This window comes from Streptomyces sp. NPDC007164, assembly GCF_040634135.1.
In the GTDB taxonomy this organism is placed as follows: Bacteria; Actinomycetota; Actinomycetes; order Streptomycetales; family Streptomycetaceae; genus Streptomyces; species Streptomyces sanglieri.
In genome coordinates, this window is record NZ_JBEYFB010000001.1 from 79244 (window position 1) to 101446 (window position 22203).

7 protein-coding genes are annotated in these 22203 nt (G+C 73.6%); all 7 read right to left on the reverse strand.

The annotated features are described in order from the left end of the window. Positions 1-17: 17 nt before the first annotated feature. The 7 genes from sbnA to ABZ622_RS00355 are packed head-to-tail and all read right to left on the reverse strand — an operon-like array spanning position 18 to position 22180. Positions 18-1016 (reverse strand): 2,3-diaminopropionate biosynthesis protein SbnA, encoded by a 999-nt coding sequence (gene sbnA / locus ABZ622_RS00325; protein WP_360538748.1) that lies wholly within the window; start codon positions 1014-1016, stop codon positions 18-20. Next, positions 994-7284, reverse strand: coding sequence for an amino acid adenylation domain-containing protein (locus tag ABZ622_RS00330; RefSeq protein WP_360538751.1), 6291 nt, complete (start codon positions 7282-7284; stop codon positions 994-996). Before ABZ622_RS00330 ends, sbnA begins: the two co-directional genes overlap by 23 nt. After that, on the reverse strand, positions 7281-10292 hold the full coding sequence (locus ABZ622_RS00335; protein WP_360538754.1) for an amino acid adenylation domain-containing protein: 3012 nt from the start codon (positions 10290-10292) through the stop codon (positions 7281-7283). The genes ABZ622_RS00330 and ABZ622_RS00335 overlap by 4 nt, the downstream gene beginning before the upstream one ends. Then, positions 10286-15202, reverse strand: coding sequence for an amino acid adenylation domain-containing protein (locus ABZ622_RS00340; RefSeq protein ID WP_360538757.1), 4917 nt, complete (start codon positions 15200-15202; stop codon positions 10286-10288). The genes ABZ622_RS00335 and ABZ622_RS00340 overlap by 7 nt, the downstream gene beginning before the upstream one ends. Then, positions 15199-20166 (reverse strand): amino acid adenylation domain-containing protein, encoded by a 4968-nt coding sequence (locus tag ABZ622_RS00345; RefSeq protein WP_360538760.1) that lies wholly within the window; start codon positions 20164-20166, stop codon positions 15199-15201. The genes ABZ622_RS00340 and ABZ622_RS00345 overlap by 4 nt, the downstream gene beginning before the upstream one ends. Continuing rightward, complete coding sequence (locus ABZ622_RS00350; protein ID WP_360538763.1) at positions 20157-21170, reverse strand: TauD/TfdA family dioxygenase; 1014 nt, start codon at positions 21168-21170, stop codon at positions 20157-20159. The genes ABZ622_RS00345 and ABZ622_RS00350 overlap by 10 nt, the downstream gene beginning before the upstream one ends. Next, positions 21167-22180, reverse strand: a complete 1014-nt coding sequence (locus tag ABZ622_RS00355) for a TauD/TfdA family dioxygenase (protein ID WP_360538766.1) — start codon at positions 22178-22180, stop codon at positions 21167-21169. The genes ABZ622_RS00350 and ABZ622_RS00355 overlap by 4 nt, the downstream gene beginning before the upstream one ends. Positions 22181-22203: the final 23 nt, after the last annotated feature.

The window sequence follows — 22203 nt, forward strand, 5'->3', positions numbered from 1 at the left end:
CGTGCGCCCACCGGTGGTTACGGGACAGGCCTCAGCTCTCCGCGGACCGGTCCGCGCGCCGGTCTGGCGATGTCCCGCAGCAGTTCCTCGCCGAAGTGGGCGGCGACCCACCCGTCGTCGTAGATGGTGTCCAGATAGGCGTTGCCGAGGTCCGGCGAGATCGCCAGCACCCGGCTGCCCCGTGGCACGCGGTGCGCGTGGGCCATGGCCGCCGCCACCACGGTGCCGGTCGAGCCGCCGACGAGCAGGCCGTAGCGGGCCGCGATCCGGCGGCAGGCGACGATGGTGTCCCGTTCGGAGACCAGCACCCGGCGGTAGGCCCCCGGGCCGAAGATCTCCGGGATCCGGCTGGCCCCCATGCCGGGGATCAGCCGGCGGGCCGGCGCGCCGCCGAACGTGACCGAGCCCAGCACGTCGACCGCGACCACGGCCGGCCGTGGGTCGTGGTCCCGGAAGTGCTCCAGGCAGCCCATCAGCGTGCCCGAGGTGCCCACGCCGACGAACAGCCGGTCGGGTACGCCGAACCGCTCGCAGATCTCGGCCGCGGTGCCGTCGCGGTGGGCCGCCACGTTCGCCGGGTTCGCGTACTGGTTCAGCCAGATGAGGCCGGGCTCGGTGGCCAGCCGGAGGCTGATGTAGGAGATCCGGGAGCCCAGGTAGCCGCCGTTGTCGTCGCGTCGTTCGATCACCACCACCTCGGCGCCGAGCGCCCGCATCTGCTGCACGCTGCGGTAGTTGCTGTTGGGGTCGGTCACCAGGGTGAGGTGGTAGCCGCGGGCCGCGCAGATCGCGGCCATCGCGACGCCGAGGTTGCCCGATGTGGACTCGATCAGCTCGGCGCCGGGCCGGAGCAGCCCGGCCCGCTCGGCCGCCTCGATCATGGCGGTCGCGGTCTTCATCTTGATCGACCCGGCCGGGTTGCGGGACTCCAGCTTGAGCCACAGCCCGGCGTGCGGCAGCAGGCCGGGCAGCGGGACGAAGTCCTCGCCCGGGTCAGGCGCGGTCGGGTTGCTCATGTGGCGTCTCCGTGGCGGGCGTGAGCAGGGAGGCAAGCAGTCGGGGCCGGGTCCGGTTGAGGTAGTGGCCGCCGTCGGGCAGGTTCACCACGCGCGGGTCCGCGGCGAGCAGCGCCCAGTTCGGCACGGTGCCCGGCAGATCGGGTGTCACCGGGTCGTCGTCGGCCGTCAGGACCGTGAACGGCCGCGCCAGTGGCGTGCCGTCGCGCAGCAGGCCGGCCAGGAGGGCGTTGCCGAGCGCGGTGTCGCGGCGCAGGGCGGCCACCTCGTCCGGGGTCGGCGCGGGCCGGTCGCCCGCCTCCGTGCCGGGCACCACCCACTGCCGGACCGTCTCGTCCGGCGCCCGCAGCACCTCGCGCACCGGATGGTCCGCGGGGTCGGCCGATTTGATCGTCTTGCCCACGACGACGACCGAGGCCACACGCTCGGCCGGCAGCCGGTGGGCGAGGGCCAGTGCCGGCCCCGCGCCCGCGCAGTGCCCCAGCAGGGTGAGCGGGCCGGTCACCCGGTCCAGTTCCGTGACCAGGGTGCTCATCAGCCGGTGCGGGTCCGGGTCGGTCCCCGGCGGCAGGTCCAGCACCAGGAACCGTACGGGCAGCCGCTCCCGCACGGCCTCCGCGAGCGGCAGATAGCCGACCGGGGAGCCGCCCGCGTACGGGAAGCACACCACGGTCAGCTCCGGCCGGTCGGCCGTCGCGATCTCGGCGAACAGGCTGCCGTCGGCCGGTGCGGAGGCCCGTGCCAGTGCCTCGGCCGTGCGGTGCCGCAGCAGCTCGCGTACGCCGAACCGGCCACCGGAGCGCGCCGCCACGGCCATCGCGCTGAGCGAGTGGCCGCCCAGGTCGAAGAAGTCCCCGTCGGCACCGACGGCGTCGGCCGGCAGGCCGAGGGCGGTGGCGAACAGCGCGACCACCTCCCGCTCGGCCGCCGTCGCGGGCGGCCTGGGGCGGTGCCGCTCCGTCTCCGGCAGCGGCAGCGCGGCGATGGCCGCCCGGTCCGCCTTGCCGTTCGCGTTCAGCGGCACCACCGGCAGTCGGCCGATGACGTCGGGCAGCATGTAGCCGGGGAGTTCGCGGGCCAGCCCGGCACGTATCCCGGCCGCGTCGAGCCCGGCCTCGCCGCTGTACCGGGCGGCCAGCAGGCGTCGCTCCCCCTTGCGGTGGACGAAGGCGAAGGCGGCCGTGATGCCGGGCACCCGGGTCAGTGCCTGCTCGATCTCCGGCAGCTCGATCCGGTACCCACGCACCTTGACCTGCTGGTCCCGCCGGCCGACACAGTCGAGCAGCCCGTCCGGCAGCCAGCGGCCGAGGTCGCCGGTGCGGTAGAGCCGGGGGGAGGTGTCGTCGAGGGTGTTGGGCGGGAAGGCGGCGGCCGTCCGCTCCGGATCGTTGACGTATCCGGCGCCGACCGCCGGACCGCTCACCAGGATCTCGCCGATCGTGCCGATGGGGACCACCGCTCCGTTCTCCCCCACCACATGGAGCGTGGTGTTCAGGACCGGGCGCCCCACCGGCACCCGCTCGGCGTCCACCGGCTCCGCGACGATGTGGTGGGTGATGTCGTCGGAGGCCTCGGTCGGCCCGTACGCGTTCACCATCGGCACCCGGTACGCGGCGAACCAGCGCCGGGACAGGTCCGGCCGGAAGGCCTCGCCGGTGACCATCAGGTGGCGCAGCGGGCCGAGTCCGGCGGGCCGTCCCGGGGCGTCGAGCAGGGCGTCGAGCAGCGACGGCACCACCTCCAGGACGGTCACCCCGGTGTCGTCGGCCGTCCGCCACAGGTCGGCCGGGTCGACCACGTCGTCCACGATCACCGACCGGCCGCCGGTGAGCCATGCGGCGAGCAGCTGCCAGACCGAGATGTCGAAGCACTGCGAGGCGGTCTGGGCCACCACGTCGGAGCCGTCGAGCGCGAGGTCCACGATCTTGGCCTGGAGGTGGTTGAGCATGCCGCGGTGGGTCACCACCGCGCCCTTCGGCTCACCGGTGGAGCCGGAGGTGAAGATGACGTAGGCGGGATCGTCGCCGGACACGGCCGGCGCCGTGGCGGCCGGCGCCCGGGTCCGTCCTTCCTTCAGCACCAGCTCGTACTCCGCCGGTGTGAGTACCGTCCGGCAGTCGGCCCGGTGGACCATGCGGCGGACCCGTTCGTCCGGATCTCCCGGCGCCAGGGGCAGGTAGACGGCACCGGCCCGGAGGATGCCCAGCACGGCCACCGCCCACGGCAGGCCCCGCGTCATCCGGACGCCCACCGGCTCGCCCAGCCGTACGCCCCGGGCGTCGAGTCCGGCGGCCAGATGGCGGGACTCCCGGTCCAGCTCTTGATAACTGAGCGTGGCCGCCGCGTGGTTGACCGCGACGGCGTCGGGCCGGGCGGCGACCGTGCCGGCGAACCGGTCGAGCACCGTCTCGCCCGGCACCTCGTGGACCGGCCCGGTCCGAAGGGCGGCCAGCTCCCGCGCCTCGGCGTCGTCCATCAGTGAACGCGCCGCCGGGGACTGCCGGGGGTCGGCGGCCAGCAGTCGCAGGGCGGTCCGGTAGTAGCCGGCGATCCGGTCGATCTGCGGTGCGCCGAAGGCCGAACCGTCGTAGTGCAGGCTCAGGCCGACCGTGCCGTCCAGGGCGTCCCGGAAGAACTCCGCCCGCAGCGGGAACTCGGTCTGGCTGTGCACCGCGACCCGGCGGAGCCGGAATCCGTGCCGGCGGTCGAGGTCGTCCAGCACATGGAAGTGGGTGAAGTTGAAGACCACCTCGAACAGGTCGCGGCCCGCCTCACGGACCAGCTCGCCCATCGGGAAACGCCGGTGCGGCAGCAGCTCCACCTCCGACTCGTGGACCCGGCGGATCAGTTCGGTCCAGCTGTCCGCGTCGGTCCGCGCCCGCAGCGGCAGGGTGTTGAGGAAGAGCCCGAGGGTGGCGTCCCCGTGCCGCTTCTCCGGACGGCCGCTCAGTTCGTACCCGGTGGTGACGTCGAGGCGGCCGGAGACGAAGGCCAGCACCGCCAGGTGCGCCGCCATCAGCACCGACTTCAGGGGTACGCCGGTCCGGCCGGCGACGGCCATGAGCTCGGCGCCGAGCCCGGCGTCCAGCGGAACGTCGAGGGTGCGCAGCGTCTGAGCCGGGTCCAGGCCCGGGTCCGGCAGCCGGGGCACCCCGGTCAGCTCGGCGCCGTCGAGCACACCGTGCCAGTACGCGCGGTGCTCGTCGGACGCCACGGCGCTCTGCTCCAGCGCGACGAAGCACTCGAAGCCGACCGGCTCGTCGGCCCCGGCGGGAGCGCCGGTGCCGTTCAGCTCTGCGTACCGGACGAAGAGGTCGTGCAGCAGCCGGTTCACGCTCCATCCGTCGAGCGCCGCGGCGTGATAGCTCAGCAGCAGGTGCCGGCGCTCACCTCCCAGATCGCAGACCCGCATCCGGACCAGCCCGGGGGTGCCGTCGGGGAAGCCTGCCCGCAGCTCCTCCTCGACCGCCCCTTCGAGGTAGGCGCGCTGCTCCGGTCCGGTCCGGCCGGACAGGTCGACGAACCGGCACCAGTCCGGGGCCGCCCGGTGCACCACCTGTACCGGGACCGGCTGCCGCCCGGGATGGAAGGAGGCGCGCAGCACCGGGTGCCGCTCGGCCACTTCACGCGCCGCGCGCAGGAACAGCGGCCGGTCCAGCGGGCCGTCGTACCGGTACCCGGCCACGTCGTGATAGACCGCCGCGTCCCGGGTGGCGACCTCGTAGAGCAGCCCGCGCTGAAGGTGGGTCAGCGGGTACGCGTCCACCGCGTCGGCGGGCAGTCCGGCCTTCGCGTCGTCCCCGGTGAGCAGGGCGAACGGCACCGCCGGCGCGTCCTCGTCCGGCGCCGCGACCCGGCGCACCACCCGGGCCAGCGCGGCCACGGTCGGATGGGCGAACAGCTCCTGGAGAGTGAAGTCCAGACCGGCGGGCCGCGCCGCGGCCAGAGCGCCGATGAACTTGATGGAGTCGATGCCGAGGTCGAAGAAGTTGTCCTCGGCGCCGACCGGACGGCCGTCGAGCACGCCCGAGAAGATTCCGGCGAGGGTGGTCTCCACCTCGCCGCGGGGCGCGCCGCGCCGCGTCCGCCTGCGCAGCCCGGCCAGGGCCTTCAAGTCCCGCTTGCCGTTCGGGGTGCACGGGATCTCGTCGATCCGCAGGATCGTCGCGGGCACCGCGTACGCCGGCAGCCGCTCGGTGAGAGCGGCCCGCACGGTGGCCTCGATGTCCGGCCCGTCGGCGACCACGAACCCTCGCAGGGTCCCGTCGACGGCGATGGCCACGCAGTCCCGCACGCCCGCCACCGCGCGCATGACGTGTTCGATCTCGCCCAGTTCGATCCGGTGCCCGCGGATCTTCACCTGGGTGTCCAGCCGGCCCAGGTACTCCACCGAGCCGTCCTCCAGCCACCGGGCCGCGTCGCCGGTCCGGTACGCGCGCTCGCCGTGTTCCTGGAGGTCCGGCACGAAACGCTCCGCGGTACGCGCGGGGGCGCGCAGATAGCCGCGGGCCAGTCCGGCGCCGAGCAGGTACAGCTCGCCCGGCACGCCGATCGGTGCCGGCCGGCCGTCCCGGGTCAGGATCCGCAGGCGCAGGTTGTCGATCGGGACTCCGAGCGGGACCGGCCGGCGCGCGTCGTGGCCGGTGCAGTCGTAGTGGGTGACGTCGACGGCCGCCTCGGTGGGCCCGTACAGGTTGATCAGGGCGGGGCCCCCGTCCGGGTACAGCTCCCGCAGCAGCTGGACCGTCCCGGTGCTGAGCGCCTCCCCGCTGGCGAAGATGCGCCGCAGTCCCTCGGGGCGCTGGCCCCGGAGCCTCGGCAGCACCGCCTGGAGCATCGACGGGACGAAGTGCAGCGTGGTGACGGAGTGCTCCCGGATGCGTTCCAGGATGGCCAGCGGTTCGCGCTCGGCGCCGACCGGCAGCGTGCTCACCGAGCAGCCGGCCATCGACCACCAGAAGATCTCCCAGAGCGAGACGTCGAACGAGACCGGCGTCTTGTGGAGGACGACGTCGTCCTCGGCGAGCGGATAGGCCCGCTGCATCCAGGTCAGCCGGTTGACGATGGCCCGGTGCTCGACCATCACGCCCTTGGGCGTCCCGGTCGACCCGGAGGTGTAGATGACGTACGCGAGAGCGTCCTCGCCCGTGAGGTCCGGCAGGTCCCCGCCGTCCAGCGCCGCGAGCCCGGGGTCGGCCGGATCGACCAGCACCTCGGCGCCCGGGCACGTCGCGCCCACGACGATCCGTGCCCGGCTCTCCTCGATCATGTGCCGGATCCGGGCCGGCGGGAGCGCCACGTCGATCGGCAGGTAGGCGGCGCCCGCCTTGACGATCGCGTAGAGCGCCACCAGTTCGTCCGTGGACCGGGGCACCGCCATCCCGACGATGTCACCGGGTTCCGTGCCCAGTTCGCGCAGCCGCCTGGCCAGCCGGTTCGCCCGCCGGTTGAGCTGGGCGTAGGTGGTGCCGCTGTCGCGTACCGCCACCCGGTCGGGGAACCGTGCGGCCCCGTTCTGCAGCCCGTGGTGCAGCAGGACGCCCTCGGCCCGGGGCCGGCCGGTCCGGTTGACCGCGGCGAGCAGTTCGGCCTCGGCGGGGTCCATGGAGGTGAGCAGCGGGCCCACCGTGCCCGGTCCGACCGGGTCGAGCAGCCCGGTGAGGATCGCGGTGAAAGCGCGCGCCAGCCGATCGGCCGTCGATGCCAGGAAAAGATCGGTGCGGTATCGCACCGACAGCCGGCCGGACGCCACCGAGAAGCCCAGGGTGCTCCCGGCGGGCAGTCGCTCCGCGTCCGTGGCCACGACGGCGAAGTCGGTGGGGACGACGCCCGCGCGCCGGAGCAGCGCCTCGGGTGACACATCGAGGTTGCGCGCCCCGGTGAGGTACGTCTTCCGCACGTCGGACAGCAGTTGCCGGCAGGTCTGCCCGGGGTCGACGACGATCCGCACCGGGAGGACCCGTCCGCCGGAGTCCGCCAGCACGCAGACGTCCCGGGTGTCCGTCCGCACGGCCGCGAGCAGCGCGGTGACCGCCGTCGTCAGCACCTGGACCAGGGTGGGGTCGTCACGTGTCAGCGCGGTCGTCCGCGCGACCACGGAGGGGTCGAGCGGATACGTCCCGGTCGTTGTCGGCTCCTCGTCCTGTTCCGCCCGGAGCAGGTCCCGGCAGAGCAGGGTGGCTTCGGGCAGCGCGTCGATCCAGCGGAGCCAGTACGACGTCTCCTCGGGGAACTCGTGCAACGCCCGGCCGGCGATCACATTGGTCACTGCATCGCTCCGAAATCGAAATCGGCCTCGTCGGCGTGGTCCGGGGCTGCCGCGCTGCGCAGCACCGGCCCGTCCGGCGCGGTGTCGAGCTCCTCGACCGCGGCCAGCACGGCGTCCAGGAGGTGGGTGGCGGAGTCCGGCGCGTACAGGTCGGTGGCGTATTCCAGGTCCACGACGAGGCGGTCCGGGCGGTCGTGGGCCTGGAGGTTGAGGTCGAACCGGGGGCTGCCGGTCGGCAGCAGCTCCAGGCGAGCGCTCAGGTTCCCGGCGGCGAACGCGTAGATGTCCATGTTCTGCAGGGCCAGGAACGCGTCGAACAGCGGATTGCGGGTTCCCGGCCGCCCGCCCCGGGCCGCGGCGAGGTCGTCGAACGCGAAGTGCTGGCGGTCCAGGGCCCGGCGGTGCTCGGCATCGAGGCCGGCCACCAGCTCGGCCAGCCGCATGCCGGGGGTGGTGCGCACCGGTATGGGCACGGTGGTGACGAACATCCCGACTGTGTCGGCCAGGTCGGGGTGCGAGCGCCCGTGCATCGGCACGCCGATCACCAGGCCGGTCAGGCCGCCGGTCCGGAGCAGAGTGGTCGCGTACGCGGCGAGCAGCACCACGAACGGGGTCGTGCGGTGCGACCGGGCGACCCGGGTCAGCAGCGACGCGGCCACCGGGTCGCGGCGCTCGCGCGCGCCGGTGTCCCCCGGGCGCGGCGGGCGCGGAAGGTCGGTGACGAACGTGCCCGCTCCCGGCATGCCGTCCAGCCGGCCGAGCCAGTGGTTGTGGTCGCGGGTGGCCCGTTCGGCGCACCACGCGGCCGCGTCCAGCCAGCGCACCGCGGGCCGGGCGGCGGCAACTCCCTCGTGCAGCTCCAGCAGTTGCTGTACGAGTACGCGCACCGAGACGCCGTCGGCGATCAGGTGATGCAGGTCGAGGTAGAGGCGGGGACCGGCGAGCCGGGCGCGGAGCAGGGGTGGCACCGCGGGGTCGAACGGTCGCACGAAGCCGGCGAGTTCCGTGGCCGGATCGCCGGGCGGTACGGTCTCGCACTCCGGCTCGGCCTCGTCGAGCACCTGCTGGCGCAGCCCGGTGGCGTCGACGAAGAGCCGGGTGCGCAGGGCGTCGTGCCGGTGGACCAGGGTCCGCAGCGCGGCGCGCAGCCGCTCGGGGTCCACCGGGCCGTCGAAGTCGATCCGGACCGGGATGTTGTAGGCGAGCGAGGCGGGTCCGGCCTGCCACAGGGTGTAGAGGCCGCGCTGGCTGGGATGGGCCGGCCCGGTCGGACCGGTGCCGGCCGGGATGGCCGGGACCGCCGCCGGGGCGTCCGCCAGCCGCCGGGCCATCCCGCGCAGTGTGCTCGCCGCGTAGGCGTCGGCGAACCGGAGGCTGCGCCCCATCCGCCGGTCGATCAGGTCGAGCAGCCGGGCCAGCTTCAGCGAGTCGCCGCCGACGTCGAAGAAGTCGCTGTCCGGAGTGAGGTCCTCCGTGCGGCAGCCCAGCGCGGCGGCCCACAGCCGGGGCAGGGCCGGCACGCCCTCGTCGGGCGTCTCCTCGGCCGCCTCGGCGGGCACCGGCAGTCGGGCGTTGTCCACCTTGCCGGACGGTCCGAGCGGCAGTTCGTCCAGGATCAGCAGGTGCGCCGGCCGCAGATAGCCGGGGAGCAGCCGGGCGAGCGCCGACCGCAGGGGGGCGGCGCCGGTTCCGTCGGTGACGGCGTACGCGGTCAGCTGTGCCTCCCCCGCCGCGTCCCGGCGGGCGGTCGTGTGCGCCCGCCGCACCTGCGGCAGCGTGCGCAGGGCCGCGGTGACCTCGGCGGGTTCCACGAGGTTTCCCGCGATCTTGACCTGCTGGTCGGCCCGGCCGTGGAAGTGCAGCACGCCCGCCGTGTCACGGGTGACCCGGTCACCGGTGCGGTACCGGCCGTCGCGGAATCGGGCCGCGGTCAGTGCCGGGTCGTTCAGATAGCCCCGCGCGACGCCGGTCCCGCCGACCCACAGCTCCCCCTCGACGCCGTCCGGGACCGGATCGCCCCGGTCGTCGCAGACGAACAGGGCGGTGCCCTCGATCGCGGCGCCGATCGGGATCGGCTCGGGCACCGGCCGGGTGACGCGGTGCACGGTCGTGAACGTGGTGTTCTCGGTCGGCCCGTACCCGTTGTAGAGGTCGAGCCCGGGGCAGTGTCCGAGCACCCGGGAGGCGTGCCGGGGCGAGACCACGTCGCCGCCGGTGATCAGCGTCCGGAGGCCGGCGAACATGCCCGGGTCGTGATCCGTCATGCGGTGGAACAGCGGCGCGGTCAGCCAGGCGAACGTGATCCGCTCGCGCCGCAGGAACGCGCCGTACAGCGCCGGACGGGCCATGGTCTCCGGGCCGGCGATGTGCAGGGCCGCGCCGTTGAGCAGGGCGCCCCAGATCTCCAGGGTGGCCGCGTCGAACTCCGGGGCGGCGCCGTGCGCGATCCTGTCCTGTGCGCGGAAACCGGCGTAGCGCGCGCCGCAGACCAGCCGGATCACTCCGGCCTGGCCCACCACCACGCCCTTGGGCTCGCCGGTGCTGCCGGAGGTGAACATGACGTAGGCCGGGACGTTCTCGTCCGGTACGGCCGGGGTGGCGCCGCCATCGCTCTCGTTCCGTACTTCCGCCGCCGTGACGAGCCGGGCCGGTGCCGGGACGGCCGCCGTGTCCGGTGCGGGACCGTCGCCGGTACGCACCACGAGGCGCAGCCCCGCCTTCGTCACGATCCGCCCCAGCCGGGACGCCGGGTATGCCGGGTTGAGCGGCACATACCCGGCGCCGGCCAGCACCGTGCCGACCACCGCTGTGACGAAGGCGGCCGACCGCTCGCCCGCGATGCCGACGAGCTCACCCTCGCGCACCCCCGCGCGGGCCAGTCCGCCGGCGAACGCCTCGGCGTCCGCGAGCAGTTCGGCATAGCTGCGCACCGCCCCGTCCTCGGCCAGTGCGATGCGGTCCGGGTGCCGGGCGGCCTGCGTCCGGAACCGCTCGGCGATCGTCACCACCCGGTGTCGCCCTCGTCCGCGGAGAGCCGCTCGGCCAGGTCGTCGATGCCCGCCTCCCGGGCACGGCGCCGCACCTCGGCGGTGAAGCCGGCCAGGGTCGGGTGCTCGAACACGGCCCGTACCGGCACCGTCAGGTCCAGCAGGTCCGAGAGGGTCAGGGTGATGTCCATGGCCAGCAACGAGTGTCCGCCGAGCTGGAAGAAGTCGTCGTCGGGACGTACCTCCTCCAGGTCGAGCAGCTCTTCCCACATCCGGGCGACGGCCGGCAGTACCGCCGTGTCCGGTGCGGTGTCGTCGTCGGTGCCCTCGTCCGCCGCGTCCCCGGCGTCCCCGGCCGACCAGGGCAGGCCGAACTCGGCGACCCGGCGCCGGGGGTGCTGCGCCGCCTCGGCCAGCACCTGGAGCCAGCCCGCGGCGATCGCCTCGACGGTGGCGGCGTCGAAGACGTCGGTCCGGTAGCCGAAGGAGGCCCGCAGCTCGCTCCCGGCGTGCTCGACCGCCAGGTCCAGGTCGAACTTGGCCGTCGAGTACTCGGTCGGCACCGTCTCCACCTCCAGCCCCGGCAGGGTGAGATCGGCGTCCTCCTCGTCGTCCACCCCGAACAGCACCTGGAAGAGCGGGTGGTGGCGGGCGTCGCGCCGCGGGCCGATCTCCTGGACCACCCGTTCGAAGGGCACGTCCTGGTGCTCGTACGCGCCCAGGGCGGTCTCCCGCACCCGGTCGAGGACCTCGGCGAAGGCCGGGTCCCCGGTGAGGTCGATACGCAGCCCCACGGTGTTGACGAAGAAGCCGAGCAGCGGCTCCAGCTCCAGCCGGGTGCGCCCGGCGGTGGGCGTGCCGATCACCAGATCGTTCTGCCCGGTGCGGCGGGCGAGCAGCACGCCGAACGAGGCCAGCAAGGTCATGAACAGCGTCACCCCGTGCGCCCGGCTGAGGGCGAGCAGTTCGCGGTGGACGCCCGGGGGGACGGTGACGGGGACGCTCGCCCCGTCCACGCCTCCCGCGCCGGCGGTCCGCGGGCGGTCCAGCGGCAGGGCCAGCACCTCGGGCGCGCCGGTGAGCCGGTCCTTCCAGTAGGCGAGCTGCCGGCGGCCGTCCGGCCCGGCGAGCCAGTCGCGCTGCCACACCGCGAAGTCGGCGTACTGGATCCGCTGTTCCGGCAGGGCCGGTGCCCGGTCCTGGACGGCGGCCGCGTAGAACTCGCCGAGCTCCTTGTGGAGTACCGACGACGACCAGCCGTCGGTGACGATGTGATGCTGGGTCAGCAGGAACACGTGCTCCTGCTCGCCGAGGGTGATCAGCATGGTCCGGATCAGCGGCCCGCGGGCGAGGTCGAACGGCTCCCGCTCGTCGGCCCGGATCAGCATGTCGAGCGCCTCGACGCGCTGGGTGTCGGACAGTTGGGAGAGGTCGCGGCGGCCCAGCGGCACCTGGAGGTCCTTCCCGGCCGTCTGGTGCAGCCGGCGGTCGGACCAGGAGAAGACGGTACGCAGGATCTCGTGCCGGGCGACCAGCGAGCGCACCGCCTCTTCGAGCGCGTCCACCCGCAGGGGCCCGGTCAGCCGCAGCACCACGGGCACGTGGTAGCTGACGTCGCCGCCGTTGAGCCGGTCGAGGAACCAGAGCTGTTCCTGGGCCGGCGACGCGGGAAGCAGCGCTCCGTCGCGCGGCACGGTGGCGATGGCCTGTTCCTGCCCCTGATCCGCGCGGGTGGTCAGCTCCGTGGTCAGCGACGCGACCGTCGGGTACTGGTAGATGGTCCGCAGCGGCACCTCCCGGTGCAGCGACCGCCGGATGCGCGAGGCGACCTGGGTGAGCATGAGCGAACTGCCGCCGAGGGCGAAGAAGTTGTCGTTCCGGCCGACGCGGTCGACCCGCAGCACCTCCGCCCAGATCTCCGAAAGCCGGCGCTCGACCGGCGTCCGGGGCGGGAGGTAGTCGCCGGTGCCGTCGTCGGCGGTGGCCGGCTCGGGCAGTGCCCGCCGGTTGATCTTCCCGTTCGCGTTGAGCGGGAGCTCGTCCAGCACCATGATCACCGACGGGATCATGTAGGCGGGCAGCCACTCGGTCAGGTAGGTCACCAGGTCGACGGCGGCCTCGCCGTCCAGCAGCGTCGCGTAGCCGACGAGCCGTGCGTCGCCGCCGGCCGCGGTCGGGCGGACCACCACCACGGCGTTGTCGACCGCCGGGTGCCCGCGCAGCGCCGACTCGATCTCGCCGAGCTCGATCCGGAATCCGTTGACCTTCACCTGGTTGTCGATCCGGCCGAGGATCTCCAGCACTCCGTCCGGGCGGAACTTCGCCAGGTCGCCGGAGCGGTACATCCGGGCCCCGGACACGCCGGAGAACGGGTCGGGCATGTACCGGCTCGCGGTCAGCCGGGTGTCCCGGTGGTACCCGCGGCCCACGCCCACCCCGCCCACGTACAGTTCGCCCGGCACCCCGACCGGCTGCGGCTGCTGCCGCTCGTTGAGCACGTAGAGCTGGGTGTTGGCCGTGGGGCGGCCGATCGGCACGATGCCGTCCTCGCTCGTCGGGCCCTCGTGCCGGGCGAGCGTGGCGTTGTCGATGGCGGTCTCGCTGAGCCCGTACGCGGCCACGATCTGGGTGTCGTCCCGGCACAGATCGCGTATCCGCAGGTAGTCCCGGGAGTACCAGATGTCGCTGCCGGCCACCAGCAGGTCGAGGAAGTCCAGCCGCAGACCCGCGTCCTGGAGGTGGTCCGCCAGCGCCGCGAGGATGGGGGTGATGAACTCGGCGCTGTTCACCTCCTCGCGCACCATCAGGGCGTGGAGATCGGGCGGGGACATCACCGTCTCGTGCGGGACGACGACCAGCTTCGCCCCGCTGAACAGGGCCCGGGTCGCGTCCGCGACGAAGATGTCGAAGGCGAAGCTGGTCATCTGCAGGTGCGAGCGCATCGGCGTGTCCCGCAGATACGTGTGCTCCCAGAAGCGGAAGTAGTTCGCGTAGTTGCGGTGCGTGACCATCGCGCACTTCGGTGTGCCGGTGGAGCCGGACGTGTAGAACATGCACGACAGCTGGTCCGGGTCGATGGTGACCTCGGGCGCGGTCGCCGGCATCGCCTCCAGCGCCCCCCGCTCCTCGTCGAGCAGCAGCAGGGCGCCCGCCGGCATGGGGACCTCGCGGACCGTGGCGGTGGAGCTCACCACGACCGGCACGGCCGCGTGGCCGAGCATGTACTCCAGCCGGTCGCTCGGATACTCCGGGTCGAGCGGCACGTAGACGCCGCCGGACTTCAGTACACCGAGGAAGGCGACGACGACGTCCACGCCGCGCTCCATGCACACCCCGACCGGGGTCTCCGTGTCCACGCCCCGGCTGCGCAGCAGGTGCGCCAGCTGATTGGCCCGGCGCTCCAGCTCGGCGTAGGTGAGCCGGTCGGAGCCCTTGACCACGGCGAGGGCGTCCGGTGTACGGGCCGCCTGCGCGTCGAACAGCTCCGGCATGGTCAGCAGGTCGCCGATGGCCAGTGCGGTGTCGTTCCAGTCCGTGAGCTGGTGCTCGCGCTCCGCCGGGGTCAGCATCGGCCGCGCGGCGACCGGGGCGTCCGGGGCGTCGAGCAGTGCGCCGAGCAGCTGCACCCAGTGGCCGGCCGCGTGCTGTGCCGTCCGCGCGGTGAACAGGTCACTGGCGTACTCGATCTCGCCGCGGAAGACGTCGCCCTGCTGGATCAGGTCCAGGCTGAGGTCGAACTTGGCCGAGACCTGGGTGTCGGTGAGGGTGTCCACGGTGATGCCCGGCAGCCTCAGCTCGCCGGTCAGCTCGGCGGTCTGGAGCCCGAAGCTGGCCTGCACCAGCGGTGAGTAGCTCGGGTCGCGGTCGGCCTGCACCGCCTGCACGACCTCGTCGAACTGCACGTCCATGTGCTCGAAGGCACCGTAGACGGCGTCCGCGGCCGCGGTGACCAGGTCGTCGAAGCCGAGGTCGGGCGCGACGTCGACCCGGATCACCAGGGTGTTGACGAAGCATCCGATCAGATCGTCGAGATCGGGGTCGGGGCGGCGGACCACCGGGATGCCGACGGCCAGGTCCCGCTCACCGGTGTAGCGGGCGAGCAGCGCGAAGAACGCGGAGAGCAGCACCACGAACGGGGTCGCGCCCCGGTCCCGGCCGAACTCCTCGACCCGGCGGGCCAGTTCCGCGCTCATCTCGAACTCGGCGACCGATCCGCGGTAGCTCTGCACCGCCGGACGGGGGTGGTCCGCGGGCAGTTGCAGCGTCGGCGGGAGCGGGGCCAGCCGCTCCTTCCAGTAGCGCAACTGCTCGTCGAACTCCTGCGACCGGCCGCGTTCTGCGAAGTCGGCGTACTGCACGGGCAGTTCGGGCAGCACGGGTGCCCGGCCCGCGAGGTGCGCCGGGTACAGCTCGCTCAGCTCGGAGAGCAGCACGGCGGCGGAGGAGCCGTCGAAGACGATGTGGTGGAACGTCAGCGCCAGCACATGCTCCTCGGGGCCGCAGCGCACCACGGCCGCCCGCAGCGGCGCCTGGCGGGCCAGGTCGAACGGCGCGTGGGTCTCCTCGTCGAGCACCTCGCGCAGTCGCCGCTCCCGGTCGGGATCGGCGGCAATGTCGTGGACCGGCAGCGGCACATGGGCGCCCTCGGTGACCACCTGCACCGGCAGGCCGGCGCGGTCCAGGAACCGGGTGCGCAGGATGTCGTGCCGGGCGACGACGTCGCGCAGGCACCGTTGCAGCACACCGACGTCCAGCGGGCCGCGCAGCCGCAGCAGCAGGGGGATGTTGTAGAGCGAGCTGTCCGGGTGCAGGCGGTGCATCAGCCACAGGTGCTGCTGCGCCGCCGAGAGCGGCCGGTCCTGCCCGGCCGGCGCGACGGCCGGTCCGGCGGTGTCCGGCCGCTGCCGCCGCTTGCGCGGAACAATGCTCATCGGGGGCCCTCCACGGTGTGCATCGGCGCGACGGCCGCGTCCAGTTCGGCGCGCAGTGCGCCGGCGTAGGTGTCGAGCAGGTCGGCGCCGACCGGGTCGGGGTCGTACTGGACGGTCACCCGCAGGCGTCCGTCGGCGATCTCCGCGTGGGTGGCGATCGCGAAGCCCACGTCGGTGACGCGGTCGCGTTCCCGGATCACCTGGGCGCCGTCCGGCTTGTCGGCCGACTCGAACTGGACGAAGTTGAAGAACGTGTCGAACAGCGGGGTGCCGGTGCCGCAGCGCTGGATGTCCACCAGCGGAAGGGCGTGGTGGCCGACCAGGGCCTGCTCGGCCCGCCACAGGTCGGCCGGCCCGTCGGCGGCCGTCGCCGGGACCGGCACGGTGTTCAGGAACAGGCCCAGCGTCCGGTCGCCGCCCTCCTCCCCGACCCGGCCGTTCATCACCAGTCCGGTGACCACGTCGCTGCGTCCGGACGCCGCGGCCAGCGCCCGTACGTGCGCGGTGAACAGCAGCGACTTCACCGGTACCCGGGCCGCCTCGGCGGCCCGGCCGAACACCTCTGCGGGCACCTCGTCGTACTCGATGACATGCGCCCGGCTCATCCGCGGGCGGGCGGTGCCGGCCAGGAGCAGCGGCCGGACCCCGGCCAGGGACTCGCGCCAGTACCGGCGGGTGTCCTCGTCGGTCTGCGCGGCGAGCTCCGCCTCGACATAGCGGCGGTAGGGCAGCGTCGGCGCCGGTGCCGCCTGCCGGCCGAGCCGGCAGTGGTCGTACTCGGCGAGCAGTTCCTCGGTCATCAGCTGGAGGCTCAGCCCGTCGAGCACGCCGTGGAAGTGGGTCTGCACCAGTTCGAAGGTGTCCGGGCCGGTCCGCAGCGCGGTCAGCCGCAGCATCGGTGCCCGCCAGTCGAAGTGCGCGGCCTGTTCCGCCGCGACGAGCGCGTCGACCCGCTCCTCGCGTTCGGACTCGCTGAGCCCGGACAGGTCCTCCGCGCGGCAGGGGATCTCGACGCGTTCGTGCACCAGTTGCAGCGGTGTCCGGTGGTCGGCGAGGTTGAAGGAGGTGCGCAGCGCCTCGTGGCGGGCGGCCAGCCGGTCCGCGGCGGTCCGCAGCGCGTCCGGGGCCCAGTCGCCGCGCACCGTGACCACGGTGACGACGTGGTAGCTGTCGCTGTCCGGCGACGTCTCGGCGTGGAACACCATGGCGAGCTGGAGCGCGGTCATGGGGTACGCGTCCACGACGTCGTCGGCCAGCTGCTCGCGGTCCGCCGGGTCGATCAGGTCGAAGGCGGTCCGCTCGGGAGCGGCAGGCTCCCGGCCGGTGTCCTCGTGGCCGGTGATCTCGGCGGCCAGAGCCCGGATCGTCACGGCGCGGAAGACCGTGCGCAGCGGGAACCGCAGCCCGGCACGCCCGGCCACCGCCCGCATCCGGATGGCCCGGATCGAGTCCCCGCCCAGGGCGAAGAAGTCGTCGTCCACGCCGATCCCGGTGCGGCCCAGCACCTCTTCCCAGACCGCGACGAGCGCGCGTTCGTCGGCGGTGGCCGGCCCGGTGACGACCCGGTCCTGCCGCCCCGGGGCGGGCAGCGCGGCGCGGTCGAGCTTGCCGTTCGCGGTCAGCGGCAGTTCGTCCAGGTAGACCACGTCGGCCGGGACGAACGGCTCCGGCAGCCGCTGCGCGGCCCACTGCCGCAGCAGTGCCGCGTCGGGTACGGCCAGCGGCGGCTCGGCGATCGGCCGGGGGTCGTCGCGGTACTCCGGGCGGACCGCGTAGACGGCGTGCCGGTCGGTGCCGACGAGCAGCTCGTCCTGTTCGGTCACCACCTCGAAGCCGCGGGCGCGCAGGTACTCCGCGATCTGCGCGGTCCGGCCGTCCGGGGCGCCGCCGGTGTCGTCGTGGACCTCCAGCGCGATCTGCTGGACGAGCGCGAGGTGTGCGTCGTCGATGCCGTGCAGGACGTCGAGCTCGGCCCGCTGCACGTCGATCTTGAGCAGGTCGACCCGGGTCACGTCGGTCTCGGCGAGCACGTCCGAGAGACGGCGCAGGGTGACCTGCTCGGTGGTCGGGGTGAACCGTTCGGCCAGCACCTCCGAGACCTCGCCGAACAGGGCCTCGTCACGCCGGTTGGTGAGGAAGCGCTTGACCACCGACAGCTCCGCGGCCGGGTCGGCGTACGCGGCCAGTCCGGACATCATCGAGTAGCCGGGGTACACGGTGAACGAGGCGGTGCCGGCCCGGTCGGACAGGCCGATGGGGAACAGTTCGATACGGCTCCGGCGGCCCTGCGCGTTCTTCCTCAGCAGCTCGAAGGGTTCGGGCAGCGGCTCGAACGCCAGGATCCGCGCGCCGGGGCAGGTCGCGTCGACGAAGCGGGCGAACATGCCGATGTTCGCGCCCACGTCCAGCACCACGGCGTTCTCGCGCAGTGTGATGCCGCCCTGCAGATAGGTGCGCTGGACGAAGATCTCGTCGAAGAGATAGCGGGTCTCGTGCGGGTTCACCCCGACGAGGTCGTCCAGCAGGCCGGAGGTCGCCTCCGGCCGCGGCACCACGTAGGCGGTGAGCCGGTCCGGGGCCGTGGCGGCCCCCGGTGCCGGCCGTCGGTCGACGACCGCACGGGCGAGGGCCGGATGCGCCTGGAGGGCGGCCGCCACCTCACCCGGTTCCAGACGGTGCCCATTGATCTTGATCTGGTCGTCCAGCCTGCCCAGATAGGCGATCCGGCCGTCTTCGAGGAACCGGACCCGGTCCCCGGTCCGGTACGCGCGGGCCCCGTCGATCTCGGTGAAGCGGGCGGCGTTCGCCTCCTCGTCGGCCCAGTAGCCGCGGGCCACCTGGGGTCCGGCGACCAGGAGTTCGCCCGCGCGACCGGGCGGCACCGGCAGGCCCTTCGGGTCCACCACATGGACCCGGAGGCCGGGCAGCGGACGGCCGATGGACGGGGTGTCCGCCCCGTCGACGCGGGCCCAGGTGGCGTCCACCGTGCACTCCGTGGGGCCGTACAGGTTCACCGCACGCACCCCGTCGAGACCGGCGAGCTCCTGCCACAGCGCCTCGTCGACCGCTTCACCGCCGACCAGGAGCAGCTCCGGCAGGCGCCGGCCGGGCTCCCGGCCGTCCAGGATCAGACGCAGGTGCGAGGGGGTGCAGTCGAGCACCCCGGCCCGGTGCCCGGCGAGCCAGTCCAGCAGTGCCGGGATGTCGCGGCGGGTCTCCTCGCCCACCAGGCACAGGGTGCGCCCGGCCGCGAGCTGGAGGAGCTGCTTGACCGAGGCGTCGAAGCCGAGCGACGCGTTGACCGCGACCCGCAGCCCGTCCGGCGCGTCGGCGTAGACGGTCTCCTGGAGGGCCTTGTGCAGGGCGACCGCGTTGCGGTGCTCCACCACCACCGGCCGGGCGGCACCCGTCGAGCCGGAGGTGAAGATGATGTACGCCGCGTCCTGCGGCCGGGGCCGGACCTGCTCGCCGCCCGTCGCCGGGCCGGTGCCGTCGAGCGCCAGCGTGGGCAGCTGCGTGGCGAGGGCGCGCAGCGCCGCCCCGCCGGGCGTGCCCAGCACCAGTGCGGCGTCCACCGCCCGCGCCTGGGCGGCGAGCCACGCGGTGGGGTGGACCGGGTCGAGCGGGACGTAGACCGCACCGGCGCGCAGCACGCCGACGAAGGCCGCGATCACCGACGCGGACCGCTCGCCGAGCACGACCACCCGGTCTCCGGGGCGGACGTCCCGCTCGCGGAGCCGGCCGGCTATCGCGTCCGCGGCACGGTCGAGCTCCGCGAAGGTGAGTGTGCCGTCGGGGGCGATCACCGCGGGGTCCGTCCCCGTCGCCGCGGTGAACGCGTCGTCGAGCAGGTCCACCAGGGTCTGCTCGGCGTACGGGCCGGCCACGCCGGCCCAGCGGGCCAGCGCCCGGGTCTCGGCGGGCCCGGCGCCGCCGCCGGACAGCTCGGCCACCACGGATTCGAGCAGCATCCGCCCGGCCGCCGGACCGGTGTCGGTCCCGGCGGTGTGGAGCGTCAGCCGCAGCCGGCCGTCCACCACGACGCACTCCAGGTGCAGGCCGGTGGCGGGCGGCGCGGAGCGTACCGAGACGTCCACGGCACCCAGCGCGGTGAGCCCTTCGGCGGGCGGCTGCGGATGCATGGCGAATCCGGCCGCCGCGGCCCGGTCCAGCGGCGCGACGCGGAGGCTGCGGCCGCGGGCCTCGGACAGCAGCGACGCGAGGGCGGTGTCGTCGGCGTCCCGGGGCAGGTCGATCGCGACGAAGCAGCCGAGCGGCCCGATCACCCCGGTGGTTCCGTCGGGGTGACGGCCCGAGTCGTACCAGGCGATCGCGAGCGGTTCGGCGCCCGGGTCGAGATAGCGGCCGAGCGCCCGTAGCCAGGCCCCGAGCACCCGCGGCTCCGGGTCCTCGTCCGGCAGCGGGCACTCGATCGTCGGATCCGCGGGCGTGTCGTCCCGGTGGGGCAGCGTCACCGAGGTGACGGCGCCGGGCGCCGCGGGCACGTCGCTGGAGGCCTCGTCGGCCTGCCACTCGGCGACGTCCAGGAACTGGACGCGGTCGGGGTCCTCGGCCGGCGGCGTGCCGAGGTAGTGCGCCGCGAACTCGTCGAGGAACAGGGCCAGGCTCTCCCGGTCGGCGACGAGCACCGAGGCGTCGACGGTCAGCCGGTCCGCCGCGAGGGTCACGGTCACCGGTGCCGCGTCGGCGGCCCCGTCGGCGTCGCGGACCGGCAGCACGGTGTCCTCGTCGACGACCTGGATCGGCATGCCGGTGCCGGTCAGGTCACCGATGCGCAGCCGCAGCGTCTCGTGCCGGGCGACCAGTGCGGACAGCGCCCGCTCGGCCCTGTCCCGGTCGAGGGGCGTCGCGGTCCGCAGCTGTGCGGTGATGCGGCCGTCCCGGTCGTGGGCCCAGTGCCGGCGCTGCTGGGTCGAGAGTCGGTAGCTTTCGGTTACGGACATGGCAGAGCTCGATTCACATGAAGATCCGACATGGCGACAAGGGTCCGGCGCTCGCCGGTGAACGGCTCGCGGCCGTGCGTGGCCAGGAAGTTGTCCACCATCAGGACGTCACCGCGCTGCCACGGGAAGGAGACCGCCGTCTCCTGGTACAGGTTCCGGATCAGCTCGACGGCCCCCGGCTCGATCGGTGAGCCGTCGCCGTAGTAGGCGTTGCGGGGCAGCCCTTCCAGGCCGAACTCGCCGATGAGCGTCTCCGCCACCTCCGACGGCATGTTGGAGACGTGGAAGAGATGGGTGTGGTTGAACCACACCTGCTCGCCGGTGCGCGGGTGCGTGGCCATCGCCTGGCGCACGGCGCGGGTCCGCAGTCCGTTGCCGCCGGTCCACCGGAATTCGGTGTTCGACGCACGGCAGTAGGCCTCGACCTCGGCCTGGTCCGAGGTCTGGAACACCTCCTGCCAGGGCAGGTCGAGGTCCTCGCCGTAGTTGCGCACGTACATCACGCCGTGCCGCAGGAACCGCTCGCGGATCTCGGCCGGCAGCCGTGGGGTGAACCGGCGTTCGCCGGCCAGCGGGGTGGCACCGCCGGTCTCCGCGGGGAGGTCGCAGTAGAAGTACAGCCGGCTGGGCCAGTTGTGCGCGTACGACATCTCGTGGTGCAGCGGAATGACCTGGTCGGAGGCGAACTCCGTGGAGGTGAAGACCTTGTCGGCGACCTCGTCGCGCGGTGCCGCCCGTTCCAGGTACCCGAGCAGGTCGGGGCTGACCCCGCGGGCGGCGGCCCCGAACGATTCCGGATCGGGCACCGAGAATCCCCGGAACAGGATGGCGCAGTACCGGTCGAGGTCGGCGAGGATCTCCTCGCGGTGGGCCGCTACGTACGGTGCAAGCGGAGCGCCGTCGTCGCTCCGCAGCACCAGGCAGAAGTCGTCGTCGTCGACGAATGAGCGGCGGATCGGGTCGGCGCCGGTGCGCGGACGCCGCCGTACGGGACCGGGGGTCATCGGGCGGCTCCGATCTCCGTGGCGGCGGACCAGCGGTCCGCCATCGCGGTCAGGATGCGGCGCGGGCCCTCGAAGGGCTCCCGCGCGTGCGCGGCGAGCATGTTCTCGACGAGCAGGACGTCGCCCTGCTGCCAGTCGAATCCCACGGTCTCGGCCCGGTACGCCTCCCGGATCCCGGCGACGGTCTCCGCCGGGATCGCGCTGCCGTCCCCGAAGTAGGTGTGGTACGGGAGGTTCTCCTCGCCCACCGCGGCGAGCAGCCCGTCGCCCACCTCACCGGCGAGCGCGGCGTTGTTGAAGAACAGCGCGTGGTTGAACCACGTCTCTTCCCCGGTGCCGGGGTGGAGCCGGATCGCCGGCCGGACCTGCCAGGTCCGCAGCTGCTCGTCGCTCACCCACTCGCAGGAGATGTCGTGCTGCGCGCAGTACGACTCCACCTCGGCACGGCTGCCGGTCTGGAACGCCTCCTGCCAGCTCAGGCTGATGCCGGGCAGGTAGTTGCGGACGTAGCGCACGCCGAGCTCCCGGAAGCGGGCGACCGTCGGTGCGTCGAGCCGGGCCAGCACTCGTCTGCTGTCGGCGAGCGGGGTGCGGCCGCCGGTGGTGGCCGGCCGCTGGCAGCAGAAGACGATCCGCACGGGCCAGTCCAGCGTGTACGACTGCTCGTTGTGCAGGGCGATGTGCTGGTCGGCGGGGTGGTCGGTGGAGGTGTAGACCCCCTGGGTGATCTCGTGCCGGGGCGAGGAGCGCTCGCCGTAGTCCAGTACGTCGCGGGAGAGCGCCGCCATGACACTGCGGAAGGTGTCCGGCGAGTCGATGCCGAAGCCCCGGAAGAGCACGGCACCGCTGTCGTGGGCGAGCCGGGTGACGGTCTCCGTGTTGCCCGAGATCCAGGACACGAGGTCGGCCGCGCCCGTGCCGAGAACCAGGGCCGGCAGTCTGCCTCCCTGCCATTGGGGGGTCACCGTGACTGTGGTCGTACGGGCACTGCGGCGGGATGGCGCGGTCATTTCACTCCACAGCAGAAGGGAAG